General features: G+C 61.4%; 24 protein-coding genes and 1 tRNA gene. 16 read left to right on the top strand and 9 right to left on the bottom strand.

Annotated elements, in window-relative coordinates; genetic code table 11:
- Nucleotides 1-69: 69 nt before the first annotated feature.
- The 8 genes from AB8B20_RS01805 to AB8B20_RS01840 form a co-directional block, all read right to left on the bottom strand.
- Entirely contained in the window at nt 70-255 is a 186-nt protein-coding gene (locus AB8B20_RS01805; RefSeq protein WP_089264572.1) for a hypothetical protein, read from the bottom strand.
- Nucleotides 255-869, bottom strand: coding sequence for an acyl-homoserine-lactone synthase (locus AB8B20_RS01810; RefSeq protein WP_439071503.1), 615 nt, complete (start codon nt 867-869; stop codon nt 255-257). The genes AB8B20_RS01805 and AB8B20_RS01810 overlap by 1 nt, the downstream gene beginning before the upstream one ends.
- Before the next feature lie 82 nt (nt 870-951).
- On the bottom strand, nt 952-1,686 hold the full coding sequence (locus AB8B20_RS01815) for a helix-turn-helix transcriptional regulator (RefSeq protein ID WP_439071504.1): 735 nt from the start codon (nt 1,684-1,686) through the stop codon (nt 952-954).
- 217 nt (nt 1,687-1,903) lie between these two features.
- On the bottom strand, nt 1,904-3,580 hold the full coding sequence (locus tag AB8B20_RS01820) for a DUF4166 domain-containing protein (RefSeq protein ID WP_439071505.1): 1,677 nt from the start codon (nt 3,578-3,580) through the stop codon (nt 1,904-1,906).
- A complete protein-coding gene (locus AB8B20_RS01825; RefSeq protein ID WP_439071506.1) occupies nt 3,567-4,091 on the bottom strand; it encodes an FAD-dependent oxidoreductase in 525 nt (174 codons plus the stop codon). The genes AB8B20_RS01820 and AB8B20_RS01825 overlap by 14 nt, the downstream gene beginning before the upstream one ends.
- Nucleotides 4,073-4,819 carry an FAD-dependent oxidoreductase gene (locus tag AB8B20_RS01830; RefSeq protein ID WP_439071507.1) on the bottom strand — a complete coding sequence of 249 codons (747 nt, stop codon included), beginning with the start codon at nt 4,817-4,819 and terminating at the stop codon, nt 4,073-4,075. The genes AB8B20_RS01825 and AB8B20_RS01830 overlap by 19 nt, the downstream gene beginning before the upstream one ends.
- Before the next feature lie 53 nt (nt 4,820-4,872).
- Nucleotides 4,873-6,132: a peptidase T gene (gene pepT / locus AB8B20_RS01835; RefSeq protein ID WP_439071508.1), complete on the bottom strand. Its 1,260-nt coding sequence runs from the start codon at nt 6,130-6,132 to the stop codon at nt 4,873-4,875.
- 96 nt (nt 6,133-6,228) lie between these two features.
- Nucleotides 6,229-6,549: an HU family DNA-binding protein gene (locus tag AB8B20_RS01840; protein WP_068730898.1), complete on the bottom strand. Its 321-nt coding sequence runs from the start codon at nt 6,547-6,549 to the stop codon at nt 6,229-6,231.
- Nucleotides 6,550-6,804: 255 nt separating this feature from the next.
- On the opposite strand from AB8B20_RS01840, the gene AB8B20_RS01845 reads away from it, so the two are divergent.
- Nucleotides 6,805-6,881: transfer RNA gene (locus AB8B20_RS01845), tRNA-Asp, on the top strand.
- 109 nt (nt 6,882-6,990) lie between these two features.
- Here the strand turns inward: AB8B20_RS01845 and AB8B20_RS01850 are convergent.
- Nucleotides 6,991-7,266, bottom strand: a complete 276-nt coding sequence (locus AB8B20_RS01850) for a DUF3072 domain-containing protein (protein ID WP_231080817.1) — start codon at nt 7,264-7,266, stop codon at nt 6,991-6,993.
- A gap of 74 nt (nt 7,267-7,340) precedes the next feature.
- Between AB8B20_RS01850 and AB8B20_RS01855 the strand changes: the two genes are divergently transcribed.
- The 15 genes from AB8B20_RS01855 (at nt 7,341) to nuoK (ending at nt 18,626) form a co-directional block, all read left to right on the top strand.
- Entirely contained in the window at nt 7,341-7,532 is a 192-nt protein-coding gene (locus AB8B20_RS01855; protein ID WP_439071509.1) for a hypothetical protein, read from the top strand.
- Nucleotides 7,520-7,729 carry a hypothetical protein gene (locus tag AB8B20_RS01860; RefSeq protein WP_089264565.1) on the top strand — a complete coding sequence of 70 codons (210 nt, stop codon included), beginning with the start codon at nt 7,520-7,522 and terminating at the stop codon, nt 7,727-7,729. Before AB8B20_RS01855 ends, AB8B20_RS01860 begins: the two co-directional genes overlap by 13 nt.
- A gap of 231 nt (nt 7,730-7,960) precedes the next feature.
- Nucleotides 7,961-8,326 carry an NADH-quinone oxidoreductase subunit A gene (locus AB8B20_RS01865; RefSeq protein ID WP_068730894.1) on the top strand — a complete coding sequence of 122 codons (366 nt, stop codon included), beginning with the start codon at nt 7,961-7,963 and terminating at the stop codon, nt 8,324-8,326.
- On the top strand, nt 8,317-8,904 hold the full coding sequence (locus AB8B20_RS01870) for a NuoB/complex I 20 kDa subunit family protein (protein ID WP_089264564.1): 588 nt from the start codon (nt 8,317-8,319) through the stop codon (nt 8,902-8,904). The genes AB8B20_RS01865 and AB8B20_RS01870 overlap by 10 nt, the downstream gene beginning before the upstream one ends.
- 26 nt (nt 8,905-8,930) lie before the next feature.
- A complete protein-coding gene (locus AB8B20_RS01875) occupies nt 8,931-9,545 on the top strand; it encodes an NADH-quinone oxidoreductase subunit C (RefSeq protein ID WP_089264563.1) in 615 nt (204 codons plus the stop codon).
- Complete coding sequence (locus AB8B20_RS01880) at nt 9,542-10,735, top strand: NADH-quinone oxidoreductase subunit D (RefSeq protein WP_439071510.1); 1,194 nt, start codon at nt 9,542-9,544, stop codon at nt 10,733-10,735. The genes AB8B20_RS01875 and AB8B20_RS01880 overlap by 4 nt, the downstream gene beginning before the upstream one ends.
- Nucleotides 10,732-11,700: an FkbM family methyltransferase gene (locus tag AB8B20_RS01885; protein ID WP_439071511.1), complete on the top strand. Its 969-nt coding sequence runs from the start codon at nt 10,732-10,734 to the stop codon at nt 11,698-11,700. Before AB8B20_RS01880 ends, AB8B20_RS01885 begins: the two co-directional genes overlap by 4 nt.
- A 10-nt stretch (nt 11,701-11,710) precedes the next feature.
- Complete coding sequence (gene nuoE / locus AB8B20_RS01890; RefSeq protein ID WP_093758777.1) at nt 11,711-12,517, top strand: NADH-quinone oxidoreductase subunit NuoE; 807 nt, start codon at nt 11,711-11,713, stop codon at nt 12,515-12,517.
- On the top strand, nt 12,514-12,729 hold the full coding sequence (locus tag AB8B20_RS01895; protein WP_089264560.1) for a hypothetical protein: 216 nt from the start codon (nt 12,514-12,516) through the stop codon (nt 12,727-12,729). The genes nuoE and AB8B20_RS01895 overlap by 4 nt, the downstream gene beginning before the upstream one ends.
- Before the next feature lie 11 nt (nt 12,730-12,740).
- Complete coding sequence (gene nuoF / locus AB8B20_RS01900; protein WP_068730888.1) at nt 12,741-14,066, top strand: NADH-quinone oxidoreductase subunit NuoF; 1,326 nt, start codon at nt 12,741-12,743, stop codon at nt 14,064-14,066.
- 11 nt (nt 14,067-14,077) lie between these two features.
- Nucleotides 14,078-16,147, top strand: a complete 2,070-nt coding sequence (gene nuoG / locus AB8B20_RS01905) for an NADH-quinone oxidoreductase subunit NuoG (protein WP_439073008.1) — start codon at nt 14,078-14,080, stop codon at nt 16,145-16,147.
- Between the two features lie 4 nt (nt 16,148-16,151).
- Complete coding sequence (gene nuoH / locus AB8B20_RS01910; protein WP_089264558.1) at nt 16,152-17,177, top strand: NADH-quinone oxidoreductase subunit NuoH; 1,026 nt, start codon at nt 16,152-16,154, stop codon at nt 17,175-17,177.
- 7 nt (nt 17,178-17,184) lie between these two features.
- On the top strand, nt 17,185-17,673 hold the full coding sequence (gene nuoI / locus AB8B20_RS01915) for an NADH-quinone oxidoreductase subunit NuoI (protein ID WP_089264557.1): 489 nt from the start codon (nt 17,185-17,187) through the stop codon (nt 17,671-17,673).
- 9 nt (nt 17,674-17,682) lie between these two features.
- Nucleotides 17,683-18,321 (top strand): NADH-quinone oxidoreductase subunit J, encoded by a 639-nt coding sequence (locus tag AB8B20_RS01920; RefSeq protein ID WP_068730884.1) that lies wholly within the window; start codon nt 17,683-17,685, stop codon nt 18,319-18,321.
- A complete protein-coding gene (gene nuoK / locus AB8B20_RS01925; RefSeq protein WP_068730883.1) occupies nt 18,318-18,626 on the top strand; it encodes an NADH-quinone oxidoreductase subunit NuoK in 309 nt (102 codons plus the stop codon). The genes AB8B20_RS01920 and nuoK overlap by 4 nt, the downstream gene beginning before the upstream one ends.
- Nucleotides 18,627-18,628 lie beyond the last annotated feature (2 nt).

The following is an 18,628-nucleotide window of genomic DNA, read 5'->3' on the forward strand; positions in this document are numbered from 1 at the left end:
AACGCCAGCACTCCGTCGCGGCAAGGCGTTCCCGCGCGGATATTCCGATCTCGCCCTCAGGTGTTTCGCCTAGCGCGCCGCCAGCACCTTGGCGAGTTGAACGCCTTCGTTCAACAGCGCCATGCGCAGCAGATCATAGGTCGTCTCGGACCCGCATGCGTTCGCCAGCCGCAAAGCTTGCAGCATCGTGACGATCAGCTCGTCGCTGTCCTTGCCGCCCTGAATGACCTGGAACTGATTGGGGGACATCGGCATCAGGCGATCCGCCGGGATGTCTGAGGCAGTGCAAAGACGCTGTCTTTGATGGCGACACTCTTGCTGACGCGGGCGAGACACTTTTCGCTGACATGAAACAGCACGGCGATGGTGGCCTCGCCATCGATCATGGCCGGCAATCCCAGCGGCTCGATCTCCAGTCCGAAGCCCTGAAGAATCGGGATGCGCAAGGGATTGATGACCGAGGTGAAACCGGACAGGCCTTCCATCAGGCCATATTCCTGAATCGCGAGCAGCAGTTCGAAATAGTGATGGCTGCGGCGTTCGGATTTGCGCATGGCAAAGCGTGTCAGCTCGAACACATCGCGGCGCCGGATCAGCGCGCCATCGACAAGCTGCGCAAAATTCTCGCTGAGCATGTGAGGCAAGACGGTTGGATAGAGCCGGAAGCCGCCTGCGACAGTGCCTGCGTCGTCGGCCGCGACCAGATAGACGGCGGCATCATCGTCATACTGGTCTTTCTCGTGCTCGCCATCGACATCGAAGGCGGTCCAGCCGCGCTCTCCGACAAAGACCTCGTGCCGTAACCGAAATTGCTTGTCCAGGAGATCGCCGAACTGCCCAGCATTACCGCTGTGAATGACCTCGATCATAAAAAGCTCTCCACGCTCGTCTGCGTGGAGGGTTCTCATGATGAGTTTGGTCGCGATATTCCGTGGGCAGGGGATTGACAATTCAGAAAGCGATCAGTCCTTGTGTGATCGCTTCGGCCACGGCCTGCGCGCGCGTATGCGCATTCAACTTGTGCATGGCAGCGGTGACAGTCTTGTTCACCGTATCCTCGGAGATACCGAGAATGACGCTCGTATCCCAGGCGGTCTTTCCGGCAGCGACCCAGCTGACGACCTCGCGCTCCCGCAAGGTGAGGGCGATCAACTTCGCACGCTGATGAGAGCGAAGCGTTGCAAAGCGGTTGAACGCATACATGGTGACGAGCTCGATGGCGCCGTGCGCGTCCTCGGTATTTTCGACTTCGTAGCCTGCCAGCGAGAGGCCGGCCTGATAGCCGTTCATGCCGTGCACCGGTGCGCAGAGGCCGAACTTCAATCCGTAATCCACAGACGCGATCTCCATGATGGTCCGTGATATCGGGCTGACCTCCTCGAGCCGGATGTCGGACCAGGTGAACAGCTCGGGTTGCCGGCGGATCCGCGGCGCAACGGGATCGGAGGCATAGAAATTGGACGCGCTGTATTGTTCGGCCCATGGCTTGGGCCATACTTTCAGCAATACGCGATCTTCGAACGGTTGGTTGACGCCGGTCGAGGCCAGAAAGCAGATGTGGTTGTAGCCGAACGATTTGGCCGTAGCGGCCACGATATCGCCAACCGCAGACATGGAGGCGGCATTGGCAATGCTTTCGATGGCCGATAAAGCGGTCTGAAAATGCTTGCCTTTGAATGACCCCATGGCGCGCCTGCATATCAGCTGAAATGGAGCTATGTTTTTGGGAAATAATTCTTGTTATAATTTATAATATGTACTGGGGAGGATATCGTCGCCGTCACGGCGCGCAATTCGCCATTCGATTGACACCACAACTATACACCGTTCCGTCACGAATGATGCGGCTTGGGCGGCCTCATGATAGTTATGTTTAGTGGTTCCCAGTTACCGGAAAGGCTGCCTAGCTTAGCGCAGCGGGGGTCAAATACCCTTTGTATCTGACGATCGAGCCAACCAATGGCATCGCGATATCCACATCGAAATGGAAACGGCCGTTGTTGTCCACGCTTTCGCGGGCGCTGGAGCGGGGTTGCAGGATGGACGGCAAGGGAAGTCCGAGAAGCCGTGCACCGGCGATGTGCAGCGTCAGATCCGAATCCGTCGCTTTCCATTCCAGTCTGATGGCGACTGGCCCGAACACCTCGTCCAGACAATGCGTGAACGGATCGACGTTGCGCAAGTTCGAGCGCATCGTCACATCGGGATAGATCCGGGTCCAGGTTTCCGACGCGTCGTTCTCGTTGCGCATTTCTACGCGCAGCGGCATGTTCGTGCCGCCGCGCGGAAAGCGAAATACACGTGAAAACATAGCAGTGATGATCCCATCGGGAGTGGTCGCATCGGCACGGCCTTCGAGCACGAGAACGCCACTCACGTCGTGGCTATCGCGGATGGCGGCAGGCAAAGTGTCATAGTCGGCGCCGAGCAGTCGTTTCATTAGAGGCGGTGGCGCCGCCGTCTCGGATTGCTCTGCCGTGATGCCGTGATGGGCAAACTCAGCAGCAATGACGTCGTACGGAATGATGCCGGCACATGCCGCAGCGCCGCGCCACGATAGACTGTTATCAGCGAGCATCTTCAGCGCCGCGAGCGCCGGTAACGTCGGGATATAGGGGCCGACGCCTGCATTTGCCGATAGCGTCCAGACCCGACGTGCAAGATCGCCTTTGTCGTTGATGAGGAGTGCATCGATCCGCATGCCGCCGCGGTCGGAGCCGAAGGGCTTTAGAAGATCGGCGATAGCGCGCAGCGGTCGTGCCAATGGGGTGAGCGTCTTGATAAGGCCGAGACGGACGAACAGTCCGAGAGCGGCAACGCCGTAGTGCAATAGACCGAGTTCAAGACCGGCGCGAAAGATGGCGTCTGCCTTGGGATGATAGCGCGAGACGAGGAGATCGAGATCAGGCGTTTCGCATAATGCGACAGGACGACTGCCAATGCCAGGCAACGTCACCTTTTTGCCAAGGCTCCAGCCGGCGTATTCACTCCAGCGACCGCTGCGAAACACGCGGACCGGTTGGCCTACCGTGGAGAGGATGGCCTTGACCACGCTCAGCCCGCGTGGAGCCCGGTTGCCCGGCGCAATGCTGACGTCGATCGAGATGACCGCGCGCGCGTCGGCCAACAACCTGTCGAGGGCCGCATGCGACAGTGCGGGCGTCGAACTTGCGCCTGACAATACGGCAACCCCCGCCGAGCGGGCATCCTGGTCGAGGTTGCCGATATGGCCTACGAAATCGCGGGCATCAGCAAGGTCGACATAGTGAAGGCCGGCACCGATGGCCGCGCGAGGCAAGCGATCGTCGCTGGCCTGAAACGGGCCGGACGAGTCTGCGACGGCATAGACACCGGGATAGCGGCTACGGAGGGCATTCAAGAACGGCGTGTCGATGCGGCTGCGCTCGCAGGCCTCGATTGATATTTGCGTGCCGAGCTGCTGAGCGAGTTTTTCCAACCGCGCGGTGTTGCGCGCGACCGCGATCACGGCGATGCCGGACCGGATGAGACCTGCCGCAAGCCGCTCGCCGAAAGCGCCTGTGGCTCCGACCAGCAACACGCTGCGTTCAAATGGCTGCATTGGCAGCCTGGTCGAAGCCGACAGCGGAATCGCCGGCCAGATCACCGGGTAAGCGGTGCGTTAAAATACCGGTCTTGAGACCCGCAAGTGTGTGCAGCATGTGCCGGCGTAGATAAGGTAACTTCGCGGCGCGATCAAAGGTGAGGTCACGCACCAAAGCCAGCGTGCCGGAATCCGACTGAAAGAACGGTGTCATCACTCGGCTCGCCAGCTGATAGAAACGGACATGAGCGCGTCGAACCTGTGCGTAACGCGCGAGTGCCGATGGCACATCGGTGCAAGACGCAAGCGCATCGGCCAGCGCCAGTGCGTCGAGCAATCCGTTGTTGGCGCCCTGGCCGAGTTGCGGCGACGTGGCGTGCGCTGAATCGCCGATCAGGGCCAGCGCTCCCTCGAACGGCTTTCGTGCCGTGTAGTGCACATAAGTCGCCAGCGTGAGGTCATCTGGACTGGTTAAGCCGGCAACGACCGGCGCAAGCGCAGGCCACAATTTTACGATCTTTCGCGCCATGGTTCGAAACCATCGCGCCATTGCGGATAATCTCCGGGTTTTAGGCTCCAGAACAATGCCGCCAGCGGCGGCCCGCCGGGCAACGCGCGGCCGACCGGCAGATAGCCGATCATGATCCGTGCAGCGACGTAACGCTGCGCCAGTTGGCCGTCGGCGATGCCGATATCGGGGACTGCAGCCCATACAGCGCCGTAGCTGAAATCCTGCGCGGCCGCTTGCGACACCAGCGGACGGAAACGCGACCGCGCCCCTGATGCGTCGATGACAAGATCGAAGCCTGGTCCGCTGCGGCCATCTTCGTCTTGCAGCGACGAGCGCCCGTCGGCGCGCGCCTCGATATCGACGATAAGCCTGCCGGTTTCCAGCGCCGCGCCCGATCGCGCGAAGGCAGCCCACAATTCACCGTGCAGCGCGGCACGGTGAATGCCGATTGCGTAGAATTCCGGCGCAAGGTCGGCATAGAGCAGATCGAAGATCGTGCCACCGCGTTCGGTGATGCCGTGTAGGCGCCCGATGCGCGCGCCCAGCGCCTCGATCGAACCGCGAAGTCCGAGCCGGTCCAGAGCCGCCAGACCGGTTGGCTGCAGCATCAGGCCCGAACCGAGCGGCCGCGACGTCTCGAAGCGCTCATGAACGACCACGCGATGACCGGCACGCGTCAGCAGCGTCGCGGCCGCAAGTCCCGCGACGCCCGCACCGATGATCGCGACGTCGAGCGGAGCGCGCATGGTTTAGCGCACGATCAGCGAGGACGAACTGGCGGGACAGAGACGCGCCATCATCATGCTTTTTCTTCCCAGATCATCGCGAGATGCACGATGGTCTGCACGGCTTTTTCCATGTCCTGGACGCTGACCCATTCGGTACGGCCATGGAAGGCGTGTTCGCCGGCGAAGATGTTGGGGCAGGGCAGGCCCATGAAGGACAGCCGCGATCCGTCGGTGCCGCCGCGGATGCTGCTGCGGACGGGTTTGAGCCCGGCGCGCTGGATCGCTTCCACGGCGTATTCGACCATCTGCGGATAGCGGTCGATCACCTGCTTCATGTTGCGGTATTGCTGCTTGATCTCGAGTGTCGCCGTCGAATGCGGATAGGCCGTCATCACGTCGTCCACGATGGATTGCAGCAGCGCTTCCTTCTCGGCAAGGCCGTCATCTGTGAAGTCGCGCACGATCAGACTGAGCGTCGCTTTTTCAAGCGCGCCAGAAATGCCGATCGGATGCAGGAAGCCTTGCTTGCCGTCGGTGGTCTCAGGCGAACAGGTGTCTTTCGGCAGTCGCTCGACGATTGCGGCGGCGATCTTGATGGCGTGCTCCATCTTGCCCTTGGCAAAGCCGGGATGCGCGCTGACGCCTTCGATGGTGATGACGGCACCGTCGGCCGAGAAAGTCTCGTCTTCGACATAGCCGGCGGTCTCGCCATCCATGGTGTAGGCGAAGTCGGCGCCCAGCTTTGTCAGGTCGACCTTGTCGACGCCGCGGCCGATCTCTTCATCGGGTGTGAAGAGGATCTTGATGGTGCCGTGCCTGATCTGTGGATTGGCAACCAGGAAACGTGCCGCGTCCATGATCTCGGCAAGGCCGGCCTTGTTGTCGGCGCCCAGCAAAGTGGTGCCGTCGGTGGTGATGATGTCATGGCCGATCTGGTCCTTCAGCGCCGGATTGTCGGCGACGCGGATGACCTGCGTTGTGTCGACCGGCAGCACGATATCGCCGCCCCGATAGTTCTTGACGATCTGCGGTTTGACGTCCTTGCCACTGCAGTCGGGCGAAGTGTCCATATGCGAGCAGAAGCATATCACCGGCACTTTCTTGTCCGATGTCGCGGGGATCGTCGCATAGACATAGCCATGCTCGTCGAGATGCGCGTCCCTGAGCCCCAGGTCCAGCAGCTCCTGCGCGAGTACGCGGCCGAGATCCTTCTGCTTTTCGGTCGATGGGCAGGTGGGGGAGGCGGGGTCGGACTGGGTGTCGATCACCACATAGCGCAGGAAGCACGCAGTCACATCATGGGCGAAATCGAAGGGGGGAGTTGCTGTCAAAGGGCACCATCTGATTGCAGAAGTCCTCACAGCTTAGAAGTTTCATTCCGGGCCCTCACGAGGACGCGGCCCGGAATGAGAAGTTCAAGCGGTCGATCAGACGGCTTCCTTGAGTTCCTTGGCCGGCCGGAACGCGACCTTCTTGCTGGCCGCGATCTCGATCTGCTCGCCGGTCGCCGGGTTGCGACCCATGCGGGCGGCGCGCTTGCGGACCTGAAGGATGCCAAGGCCGACGATACGGATACGCTCGCCATTCTTGAGGTGGTTGGTGATGCGCTCCACCATGTCACCGAGGATTTCTTCGGCCTTCTTCTTCGACAGCTCGTGATCTTCAGCCAGGGCCGCGGCGAGATGCTTCAGCGTGATGGTGGGAGGAGTGGCCGCTTTCGCGGCGGTGGTGGTTGCAGCTTTTGCCATGAATCTGGCCCTTCTCGTTGGTGGTCTGTCTTAAACCTGTGACGCAGCAGGGCTTAAACGATTCGGAGCGATGCCGCCCCGCTGTTTTGCCTGCAAACAGGGGCTTATTTGCATTTCCGGCCTTAAAACGGCCTTCTCGCACAGCCTGCAACGACGCCTTCCTGTGATGTCCCCGGGAATGGTTCTGCAACGTCCTTGACTTCAAAAGGACGTCCCTTTATGTCCAGCCCCACTGCGGGATTGCAGACGATCCACGCGGGAGTAGCTCAGTTGGTTAGAGCGCTGCCCTGTCACGGCAGAGGTCGCGGGTTCGAGTCCCGTCTCTCGCGCCATTCCATCGGGAATGGCGGGATTCAGGTCCATCCGCGGTCGTCCCCTCAAGTTTCCTCAAAAGAACTATAGAGTTGCAGACGTCTCGCGCGGCATTTGACGTGCCAGCGCTCAGAACGAATCTGCGAGCGCGATTTCCTGCTTCAGCGCCTCGATTCGCCGGGCGGCTTCAGCGCGCGTCAGATCCTTTTCGAATTGTTTGGGCTGATAGGCCTCGATCGCCAGCGATTTCAGCGTCAGCGCCTGACCGCGAGTCATCGGGCCGGAGAGGCGATCCGGCAGGCTCTCATACGACGATACCGATGCGGCAATCGCGGGGACGACGATCTCACCGCGGGTGTTCAAAGCCGGGGTCTTCAAAGCCAGGGCCTTCAAAGCAAGGGTCATGGGAACCTCCAAAAATCCGATCTGGGTCGAAACAATGGCTTGTCAATCTGTTCTCTTTTTGTTCTATATCGCAAATGACCAAGCTCGCCAACCTGAATTTCAGAATCGCCCGGCTGCGCTACCAGATGAAGGGGGTGCAGTCCGATATCCGGCTGCTGACCAATGCCGGGCTGGACTGTGCCAATGCCTCCACGCGCCTGCGGCGGATGCAGGCCGATCTGCTGGCGTTCATTGCGGAACGTGAGGCGCTGGCATGTCCGGCGTGAGCGAGCCGCCGCAACTCAGGATCATCACATTGCGGGCGCAGATCGCCGAGCTCGGCGCGGCGATCCGCCTGTTGCGACAGGCGGGCATGGACAACGCCGCCGCGGAGTTGCTGCTGGTACGGAAACGCGCCGAACTGGATGGCATGTTGTGGCAGGGAAGGAACGTCAGGTCCGACCCGCCGACGGGCGAGGTTTGACGGTCCCGGCGGTTGAGAAGTCATGCCGGATTTTTGAGAATCTGCGGAAGGTTTGTCGCAGCCGGCGATGCATCGGCAAGGTTGCGTTTCAATCGTCGCGCCGCGCATGGCAGAGCATGAAACTGTCAACATCCCTTGTCTTGCATGGCTTGTTGCGCTGCGCTAAGCCTCAGAACCATTCCAATGTTCGAATCTGTGGCAAAGTCAGGGCCGCAGGAGTAAGGCTCGCCGATGAACGGCATCTTGCATAATTATCTCCCACTTGTGGTCTTTATCGGCATCGCATCCGTCATCGGTCTGGCCTTGCTGATCGCGCCATTTCTCGTCGCCTACCAGCAGCCAGATCCGGAAAAGCTGTCCGCCTATGAATGCGGATTCAACGCTTTTGACGATGCGCGCATGAAGTTCGATGTGCGGTTCTATCTGGTGGCGATTCTCTTCATCATCTTCGATCTGGAAGTCGCCTTTCTGTTTCCGTGGGCAGTGGCCTTCGGCAAGCTTGGCGCAACCGGCTTCTGGTCGATGATCGTGTTTCTCGGCGTGCTCACCATCGGTTTCGCCTACGAATGGAAGAAAGGCGCGCTCGAATGGGATTGAGCCCAGTCATAGCCTCGGCCCCCGCGATCGCGCAGGCGCCGAAAGGCATCATCGATCCGTCCACCGGCAAGCCGGTCGGCGCGAACGATCCGTATTTTCTCGAGGTCAATGCCGAGCTGTCCGACAAGGGCTTCTTCGTCGCCGCGACCGACGACCTGATCACCTGGGCGCGCACCGGCTCGCTGATGTGGATGACCTTCGGTCTCGCCTGCTGCGCGGTCGAGATGATGCAGGTGTCGATGCCGCGTTACGACGTCGAGCGCTTCGGCTTCGCGCCGCGCGCGTCGCCGCGTCAGTCCGACGTGATGATCGTCGCCGGCACGCTGACCAACAAGATGGCCCCGGCGCTGCGCAAGGTCTATGACCAGATGCCGGAGCCGCGTTACGTCATCTCGATGGGCTCCTGCGCCAATGGCGGCGGCTACTATCACTACTCGTATTCGGTGGTTCGGGGCTGCGACCGTATCGTGCCGATCGACATTTATGTCCCGGGCTGCCCGCCCACCGCAGAAGCGCTTCTCTACGGCGTGCTGCTGCTGCAGAAGAAGATCCGCCGCACCGGCACGATTGAACGCTAAGACTCGCGAACGCTTAAGGCTTTGTCATGGACGATGTGAGGCTCGACACACTGGGTCAGACGATTGTCGGCGCCCTGCCGGGTGCCGCACTCGCGCATGAGGTGGCGTTCGGCCAGCTGACGATTGCGGTGGAAACATCGAAGATCGTCGAGGTCGCGCAGTTCCTGCGTGACGATCCGCGCTGCCGCTTCGTCAATTTCACCGATGCGACCGCCGTCGACTATCCCGGTCGCGAAAAGCGCTTCGACGTCGTCTATCACTTGATGTCGCCGACGCTGAACACCCGCATCCGTCTGAAAGGTCTGGCATCCGAAACAACTCAGGTGCCGTCGATCATTTCGGTGTTTCCCGGCGCTGACTGGTTCGAGCGCGAAGCCTATGACCTCTATGGCGTGATCTTTGTCGGCCATCCCGACATGCGCCGTCTGCTGACCGATTACGGTTTCGACGGCCATCCGCTGCGCAAGGACTTCCCGCTCACCGGTTTCGTCGAGGTTCGCTACGACGACCAGGAGAAGCGGGTGGTGTATGAGCCGGTCCGGCTCAATCAGGAATTCCGTAAGTTCGATTTCCTCTCGCCCTGGGAAGGCGCGGATTATCCCGTGCTGCCCGGTGACGAGAAGGCAGAGGTCAAGCCATGACCGAACAACCCAACGTTCGCAATTTCACGATCAACTTCGGACCGCAGCATCCGGCCGCGCACGGCGTGCTCCGCCTTGTGCTGGAACTCGACGGTGAAGTCGTCGAGCGCGTCGATCCGCATATCGGCCTGCTTCACCGCGGCACCGAGAAGCTGATCGAGCAGAAGACCTATCTGCAGGCGATCCCGTATTTCGACCGGCTCGATTACGTCGCGCCGATGAACCAGGAACACGCATTCTGTCTGGCCGCCGAAAAGCTGCTCGGCGTCACCGTGCCGCGCCGCGGCCAGTTGATCCGCGTGCTGTATTCCGAAATCGGCCGCATCCTGTCGCATCTTCTCAACATCACCACGCAGGCGATGGACGTCGGCGCGCTGACCCCGCCGCTGTGGGGCTTCGAAGAGCGCGAAAAACTGATGGTGTTCTATGAGCGCGCCTCGGGCTCGCGCATGCATGCCGCGTTCTTCCGCATCGGCGGCGTACATCAGGACCTGCCGCCCAAACTGATCAACGATATCGATGCCTGGTGCGATGCCTTCCCGCAGGTGCTCGACGATCTCGAAACGCTGCTCACCGGCAATCGTATTTTCAAACAGCGTAACGTCGATATCGGCGTGGTCTCGCTGGAAGACGCCTGGAAGTGGGGCTTCTCCGGCGTGATGGTGCGTGGCTCCGGCGCTGCCTGGGATCTGCGCAAGTCGCAGCCTTATGAGTGCTACGCCGAAATGGACTTCGACGTTCCGATCGGCAAGAACGGCGACTGCTATGATCGTTATTGTATTCGCGTCGAAGAGATGCGGCAGTCGACCAAGATCATGAAGCAGTGCATCGCGAAGATGCGTGCGGCGGACGGGCAGGGCGCCGTTGCTGTCGAAGACAACAAGATTTTCCCGCCGCGTCGCGGCGAGATGAAGCGTTCAATGGAATCGCTGATCCATCACTTCAAGCTCTACACCGAAGGTTTTCGCGTTCCTGAAGGCGAGGTCTACGCCGCCGTCGAAGCGCCGAAGGGCGAGTTCGGCGTCTATCTCGTCTCCGATGGCAGCAACAAGCCGTACAAGTGCAAGATCCGCGCGCCGGGCTTTGCGCATCTGCAGGCCATGGACTTCATGTGCCGCGGCCATCTGCTTGCCGACGTCTCCGCCATTCTCGGTTCGCTCGACATCGTGTTCGGAGAGGTCGATCGGTGACGCTGACGCCTCCCATACAGTTTGACCGGGCGTCCGGCGTTCTCCAGAGCGTGAATCTCTGGGAACGTGCGATGGCCTGTGCGCTGGTGGTTGGCTCGAAGATCTCGTCGTCGTTCTCGCATCGCGGCTACAACATGTGCGCCAATCTGATGCGCAGGACTGTGCTGCCGGCGCGCGATCTCGTGGTGAAGCTGAATGCGGATGCGCTGTTCGCGTTCCCGTTCGGCGATGGTTACTGGAGCAAGTTGCTCAACCGCACGTTCTCCTATGAAGACGAGCTTGAGGTGTTGTTCCGGAACTCGATCGATGTCGATTACACGCTGCTCGATTGCGGCGCGAATTACGGATACTGGTCGGTGCTGGTGTCGAGCGGACCGTTCGGCTCACACAAGGCGATTGCGATCGAGCCCTCGTTCGACAATTTCGCCAAGCTCGCCAATAACGCCAGGATCAATGGCGACCGGTTCGACGTCATCAAATGCGCGATCGGCTCGCAGCGTGGCACGGCACATCTGTCGGGCACCAAGCACGAAGCTTTCAGCATCGCCGGCGATCCGAATGCCGGCGGCGAGGAAGTGCCGGTGATCGCGCTCGACAATCTGCTCGACGACGGCAAGGTGTCGATGTCGGGCAAATATCTGATCAAGCTTGACGTCGAAGGCGTCGAGATCGAGGCCATCAAGGGCGGCGCACGATTGCTGCAGGGCGACTCGGTCATCATGTGCGAAGAGCACGGCAATGACCCGCATCACACCGTCTCACGCTTTATCCTGGATCAAACGCCGCTCAAGCTGATCGTGCATGATCCCGCCACCAACCGTTTCGAAACCGTGACCGAGTTGTCGATCCTCGATCGCATCAAGGTGTCCACACATGTTGGCTACAACGTGTTTGGCACATCGAGTGCGTTCTGGCTCGACCGCATCAACAGCCTGAATGCGAGCGCGGCGCGCCGCACTCATTGAGAGACTAGACATGTCCGTCCGCCGTTTGGCTCCAAAAGAAGTTCAGCCCGCTTCGTTTGAATTCACGCCTGAGAATCTGGCGTGGGCGAAAGAGCAGATCACGCATTATCCGCCCGGCCGTCAGGCATCAGCCGTGATCGCGATCCTGTGGCGCGCACAGGAGCAGCAGGCTGGCTGGGTCTCGGAAGCCGCGATCCGCGTCGTCGCCGACATGCTGGAAATGCCCTATATCCGCGTGCTCGAAGTCGCGACCTTCTACACCCAGTTCCAGCTGCAGCCGGTCGGCAAGAAGGCGCACATTCAGGTCTGTGGCACGACCCCTTGCATGCTGCGCGGTGCCGGCGATCTGATCGACGTCTGTCAGCATCGCATCCATCACGACCCGTTCCATCTGTCCGCAGATGGCGACTTCAGCTGGGAAGAGGTCGAGTGTCTCGGCGCCTGCGTCAACGCCCCGATGGCGATGATCTGGAGCGACACTTACGAAGATCTCACCAAAGAGAGCATGAACAAGCTGATCGACGGTTTCGCTGCCGGCACGCCGCCGAAGCCGGGTTCGCAGATCGGCCGTCAGTTTGCTGCGCCCGAAGGCGGCGCGCGCGTGATGACGAGTGGTGGCGCCGCCACATACACGAAGGTTCTGGATATGCCGAAGGAACCCGCGCTCGCCGATGCCGAGCCGAAGAAGCAGACCGAGTCGGCCAATGTGCAGGAGCGCCCGGCGCCGAAGCCGCCGGCGGCTGATGCGACCAAGACCAATCCGCCGAAGGGTGGTGCTCCCAAGGAGCCGAAGACTCCCAAGGAGCCGAAGAAATGACGCGCGTGCTGTCGATGAAATTTGCAACGCTGTCGGGGGACGCGGCAATGAACAAGTGGCTCTACATCGCACTGCATACGATGGTCGCAGCTGCGTTCATTTTCTCGCTGCAGCGGTTCTTTTTGAACGCCACGCTTGAATCCAGTCTGTTGTGGGCCGTTGTGTTCGGCGGTTGCGCCGCGATGCTCGCCTACAAGCAATCCAATCGCTGATCGAGGAAGCCATGCTCGACGACAACGACCGCATCTTCCGCAATCTCTACGGCCTCGACGACTGGGGTCTCGCCGGCGCACGCCGCCGCGGCGGCTGGGATGGCACCAAGGCCATCATCGACAAGGGCCGCGACTGGATCGTCAACGAGATGAAGGCGTCCGGCCTGCGTGGCCGCGGCGGTGCAGGTTTCCCAACCGGCATGAAGTGGTCCTTCATGCCGAAGGACAATGCCGACGGCCGCCCGAGCTATCTCGTCGTCAATGCTGACGAGTCCGAGCCCGGTACCTGCAAGGACCGCGAGATCATGCGGCACGATCCGCATACGCTGGTCGAAGGCTGCCTGATCGCCGGCTGCGCCATGGGCGCCCATGTCGGTTACATCTATGTGCGCGGCGAATTCATCCGCGAGCGCGAACATCTGCAGGCGGCGATCGATCAGGCCTATGAGGCCAATCTGATCGGCAAGAACAACATTCACGGCTTCCCGTTCGATCTCTATGTCGCGCACGGTGCCGGCGCCTATATCTGCGGCGAAGAAACTGCACTGCTCGAAAGCCTTGAAGGCAAGAAGGGGCAGCCGCGCCTGAAGCCGCCATTCCCGGCGAATGTTGGTCTCTACGGCTGCCCGACCACGGTGAACAACGTGGAGTCGATTGCTGTTGCGCCGGACATCCTGCGCCGCGGCGCGGCGTGGTTCGCCTCGATCGGCCGTCCGAACAATGTCGGCACCAAGCTTTACGGCATCTCCGGCCACGTCAACACGCCCTGCGTCGTCGAGGACGCGATGAGCATTCCGTTCCGTGAGCTGATCGAGAAGCATGGCGGCGGCATTCGCGGCGGCTGGGACAATCTGCTCGCGATCATTCCGGGCGGCGCATCATGCCCGTTGATCCCGGCTGCAGATTGCGAAGAACTCATCATGGATTTCGACGGTACCCGCGCGGTGAAGTCGTCATTCGGCACCGCCGGCGTCATCGTCATGGACAAGTCCACCGACGTCGTCGCCGCGATTGCCCGCATCAGCTACTTCTTCAAGCATGAGAGCTGCGGCCAGTGCACGCCGTGCCGCGAAGGCACCGGCTGGATGTGGCGCGTGTTGAGCCGCATGGTCGAGGGCCGCGCCCACAAGCGCGAGATCGACATGCTGCTCGAAGTCACCAAGCAGGTTGAAGGCCACACCATCTGCGCACTCGGCGATGCCGCCGCGTGGCCGGTGCAGGGCCTGATCCGCGCCTTCCGCCCGGAGATCGAACGCCGCATCGAAGAGTTCAGCCGCAAGGCCACGCTCGACGATCAGGGCATCCTCGATCCCGCGCATCTGGTCGCGGCGGAGTAGGGCGCATGGCTATGACGAAACTGATCATCGACGGCAAAGAGATCGAGGTTCCCGCGGAATACACGCTGCTGCAGGCGTGTGAAGCTGCCGGCGCCGAAATCCCGCGCTTCTGCTACCACGAGCGCCTGTCGATCGCCGGCAACTGCCGTATGTGCCTTGTCGAGGTGAAGGGCGGACCGAAGCCGGTCGCGAGCTGCGCCTGGGGCGTGCGCGATTGTCGTCCGGGTCCGAAGGGCGAGCCGCCGGAAATCTCGACCCGTTCGCCGATGGTCAAGAAGGCACGCGAAGGCGTGATGGAATTCCTGCTGATCAACCACCCGCTGGATTGCCCGATCTGCGATCAGGGCGGCGAGTGCGATCTGCAAGACCAGGCGATGGGCTATGGCGTCGACACGTCGCGCTTTGCCGAAAACAAGCGTGCCGTCGAGGACAAGTACCTCGGCGCGCTGGTCAAGACCTCGATGAACCGCTGCATCCAGTGCACGCGCTGTGTCCGCTTCGCCGCCGAAATCTGCGGCGTGCCGGAAATGGGCGCGACCGGCCGCGGCGAGGACATGGAGATCACCTCGTTCCTCGAGACGGCGCTGACGTCGGAGCTGCAGGGTAACCTGGTCGATATCTGTCCGGTCGGTGCGCTGACCTCGAAGCCTTACGCTTTCGCCGCGCGTCCGTGGGAGCTCGGCAAGACCCAGTCCATCGATGTCATGGACGCCGTCGGCTCGGCGATCCGCGTCGATACCCGTGGCCGCGAAGTGATGCGCATCCTGCCACGCGTCAACGAGGCGGTGAACGAGGAATGGATCTCCGACAAGACGCGTCACATCGTCGACGGCTTGCGCACGCAGCGCCTCGATCGTCCGTATATCCGCGACAACGGCAAGCTGCGCGCTGCGACCTGGGCTGAAGCGTTCGGTGCCATCGCTGCGAAGGTTGCCGGCAGCAAGAAGATCGGCGCCATCGCTGGCGATCTCGCCGCCGTCGAGGAAATGTTCGCGCTGAAGCAACTGCTCGCAAGCATGGGTTCGGCCAATCTGGCGACCCAGAGCGCAGGCGCTTTCGATACGGCCACCGGCCGTGCGTCCTACATTTTCAACCCGACCATCGCCGGCATTGAGCAGGCCGATGCGCTGCTGATCGTGGGCGCCAACCCGCGCAAGGAAGCCGCCGTTCTCAACGCGCGCATCCGCAAGGCATGGCGCACCGGTGCATTGAAGGTCGGCGTGATCGGCGAGAAGGCCGATCTGACCTATCGTTACGACTATCTCGGTGCTGGCACGGACTCGCTGGCCGAACTCGCCGCCGGCAAGAACGCCTTCGCCGATGTGCTGAAGAACGCCAAGCATCCGATCGTGCTGGTTGGCGCCGGTGTGGCGGCACGTGCCGATGGCGCTGCGGTACTCGCGGCGGCTGCCAAGCTCGCTTCGGACTTCGGTGTTATCAAGGACGGCTGGAACGGTTTTGCGGTGCTGCAGACGGCAGCCTCGACGGTCGGCGCGCTCGATATCGGCTTCGCGCCGACCGCGGGCAGCCTGAGCCTCGCGCAGATGACGTCGGCTGGTTCGCTCGACGTGCTGTTCTCGCTCGGCGCCGACGACGTGAAAGTCGCCGACGGCACCTTCGTCGTCTATATCGGCACTCATGGTGATCGCGGTGCGCATCGCGCCGACGTGATCCTGCCGGGTGCGGCCTATACCGAAAAGTCCGGCATCTTCGTCAACACCGAAGGCCGCGTGCAGATGGCGGAGCGCGCCGGTTTCCCGCCGGGCGATGCCCGCGAGGACTGGGCAGTGATCCGCGCATTGTCCGACGTGCTCGGCCACAAGCTGCCTTACGACTCGCTGGCTGCGCTGCGGCAGGCGATCTTCAAGGCTGCACCGCACCTGATGCGCATCGATCAGATCGAGGCCGGCGATGCCGGTGCGATCAAGACCCTTGCGGGCAAGGGCGGCACCGTCGACAAGACACCGTTCAAGGCCTCCGTTGAGGACTTCTACCTGACCAACCCGATCGCGCGTGCGTCAGCCATCATGGCGGAATGCTCCCGCCTGGCCTCCGGCCAGATGCTGACGGCGGCGGAGTAAACCGATGGCTGAATTCTGGACAAGCACCCTGTGGCCGCTGATCATCATGGTCGCGCAGAGCCTTCTTGTGCTCGTGGTGCTCTTGATTGCGATTGCCTACATCCTGCTGGCTGACCGCAAGATCTGGGCAGCGGTACAGATCCGCCGTGGCCCCAACGTGGTCGGGCCATTCGGCCTGCTGCAATCCTTCGCGGACTTGTTGAAATTCGTGCTGAAGGAGCCGGTGGTTCCTTCCAGCTCCAACAAGGGCGTGTTCCTGCTGGCGCCGCTGGTGTCCTGCGTGCTGGCGCTGGCGGCCTGGGCGGTGATCCCGATGGATCTCGGCTGGGTCATTTCCGACATCAATGTCGGCGTGCTCTATATTTTCGCGATCTCGTCGCTGTCGGTCTACGGCATCATCATGGCCGGCTGGTCGTCGAACTCCAAATATCCCTTCCTGTCGGCGCTGCGCGCCGCCGCGCAGATGGTGTCCTACGAAGTCTCGATTGGCTTTGTCATCATCACGGTCTTGCTCTGCGTCGGTTCGCTGAACCTGACGGCCATCGTCGCCGCGCAGGATTCGAAGTGGGGCATTCTCGGCTGGTACTGGATCCCGCTATTCCCGATGTTCGTGATCTTCTACGTCTCGGCGCTGGCTGAAACCAACCGTCCGCCCTTCGACCTCGTCGAAGCGGAATCGGAACTGGTCGCGGGCTTCATGACCGAATACGGCTCGACCCCGTATCTGCTGTTCATGCTCGGCGAATATGTTGCCATCGTTACCATGTGCGCGCTGGCAACGATCCTGTTTCTCGGCGGTTGGCTGTCGCCGATCCCGTTCGCGCCATTCACCTGGGTGCCAGGCATCATCTGGTTCGCCATCAAGGTGATGTTCATGTTCTTCCTGATTGCGATGGCGAAGGCGATCGTGCCGCGCTACCGCTACGACCAGCTGATGCGTCTGGGCTGGAAGGTGTTTCTGCCGCTGTCGTTGGCGTACGTCATCATCGTCGCTGCCGTGCTGCAATTCGGGGGCCTTGCTCCGAAATGAGGTCACTATGAATATCAGGGCAACAGCTCACTCGCTTCTGCTGGCGGAGTTCGTTTCGGCGTTCGTCCTCGCCATGCGGTATTTCTTCAAGCCGAAGCCGACGCTGAACTATCCGTTCGAGAAGGGGCCGATCTCGCCGCGTTTCCGCGGTGAGCATGCGCTCCGCCGCTATCCGAACGGTGAAGAGCGCTGCATCGCCTGCAAGCTCTGCGAAGCGGTGTGTCCGGCGCAGGCCATCACCATCGAAGCCGGCCCGCGCCGCAACGATGGTACGCGCCGTACCGTGCGCTACGACATCGACATGGTGAAATGCATCTATTGCGGACTGTGCCAGGAGGCCTGTCCGGTGGATGCGATCGTCGAGGGACCGAACTTCGAGTTCGCCACCGAGACGCGTGAGGAACTCTATTATGACAAGGCGAAATTGCTCGCCAACGGCGACCGCTGGGAGCGCGAGATTGCGAAGTCAATCGAACTCGACGCGCCGTACCGGTAAGGTGACCAGATGATCCTTCCCGCACTGTTCTTCTATCTGTTCGCCAGCATCTGCGTGGCTTCCGCGGTCATGGTGATTGCCTCGCGCAATCCTGTGCATTCCGTGCTGTTCCTGATCCTGGCCTTCGTCAACGCCTCGGGCCTGTTCGTGCTGATGGGCGCCGAATTCCTGGCGATGCTGCTGATCGTCGTCTATGTCGGCGCCGTCGCGGTGCTGTTCCTGTTCGTCATCATGATGCTCGACGTCGACTTCACGCAGCTGCGCGAAGGCTTCATTCAGTATCTGCCGTTTGGTCTCGTGATCGGTGCGATCTTCCTCGCCGAATTGCTGCTGGTCGCAGGTGGCTGGGTGATGAACCCGAACGTCACCAAGTCGATCACGGCGGCCATCCCGACGAATGTGAGCAATACCGAGGCGCTCGGCCTCGTGCTCTATACGAAGTACATCCATTACTTCCAGCTGGCCGGTATGGTGCTGCTGGTGGCGATGATCGGCGCGATCGTGCTGACGCTGCGTCACAAGGTCAAAGTCCGGCGCCAGGACATCAATGTTCAGAACGCGCGCAATCCGGAGCTGGCGATGGAAGTGCGCAAGGTCGCGACCGGGCAGGGCCTGCAGGACGCCGACGCGGGGAGCTGGGTCAAATGACGATCGGTCTCGGACACTATCTGGCGGTCGCAGCGATCCTGTTCACGCTGGGCATTCTCGGCATCTTCCTGAACCGCAAGAACATCATCGTCATCCTGATGTCGATCGAGCTGATCCTGCTCGCCGTCAACATCAACATGGTGGCGTTCTCGACCTTCCTCGGCGACATCGTCGGGCAGGTGTTCGCGCTGCTTGTGCTGACCGTGGCCGCTGCGGAAGCAGCGATCGGTCTCGCCGTGCTGGTGGTCTATTTCCGCAACCGCGGCTCGATCGCGGTTGAAGACGTCAATCTGATGAAGGGCTGAGC

The sequence above is a fragment of the Tardiphaga sp. 866_E4_N1_4 genome (assembly GCF_052076075.1).
In the GTDB taxonomy this organism is placed as follows: domain Bacteria; phylum Pseudomonadota; class Alphaproteobacteria; order Rhizobiales; family Xanthobacteraceae; genus Tardiphaga; species Tardiphaga robiniae.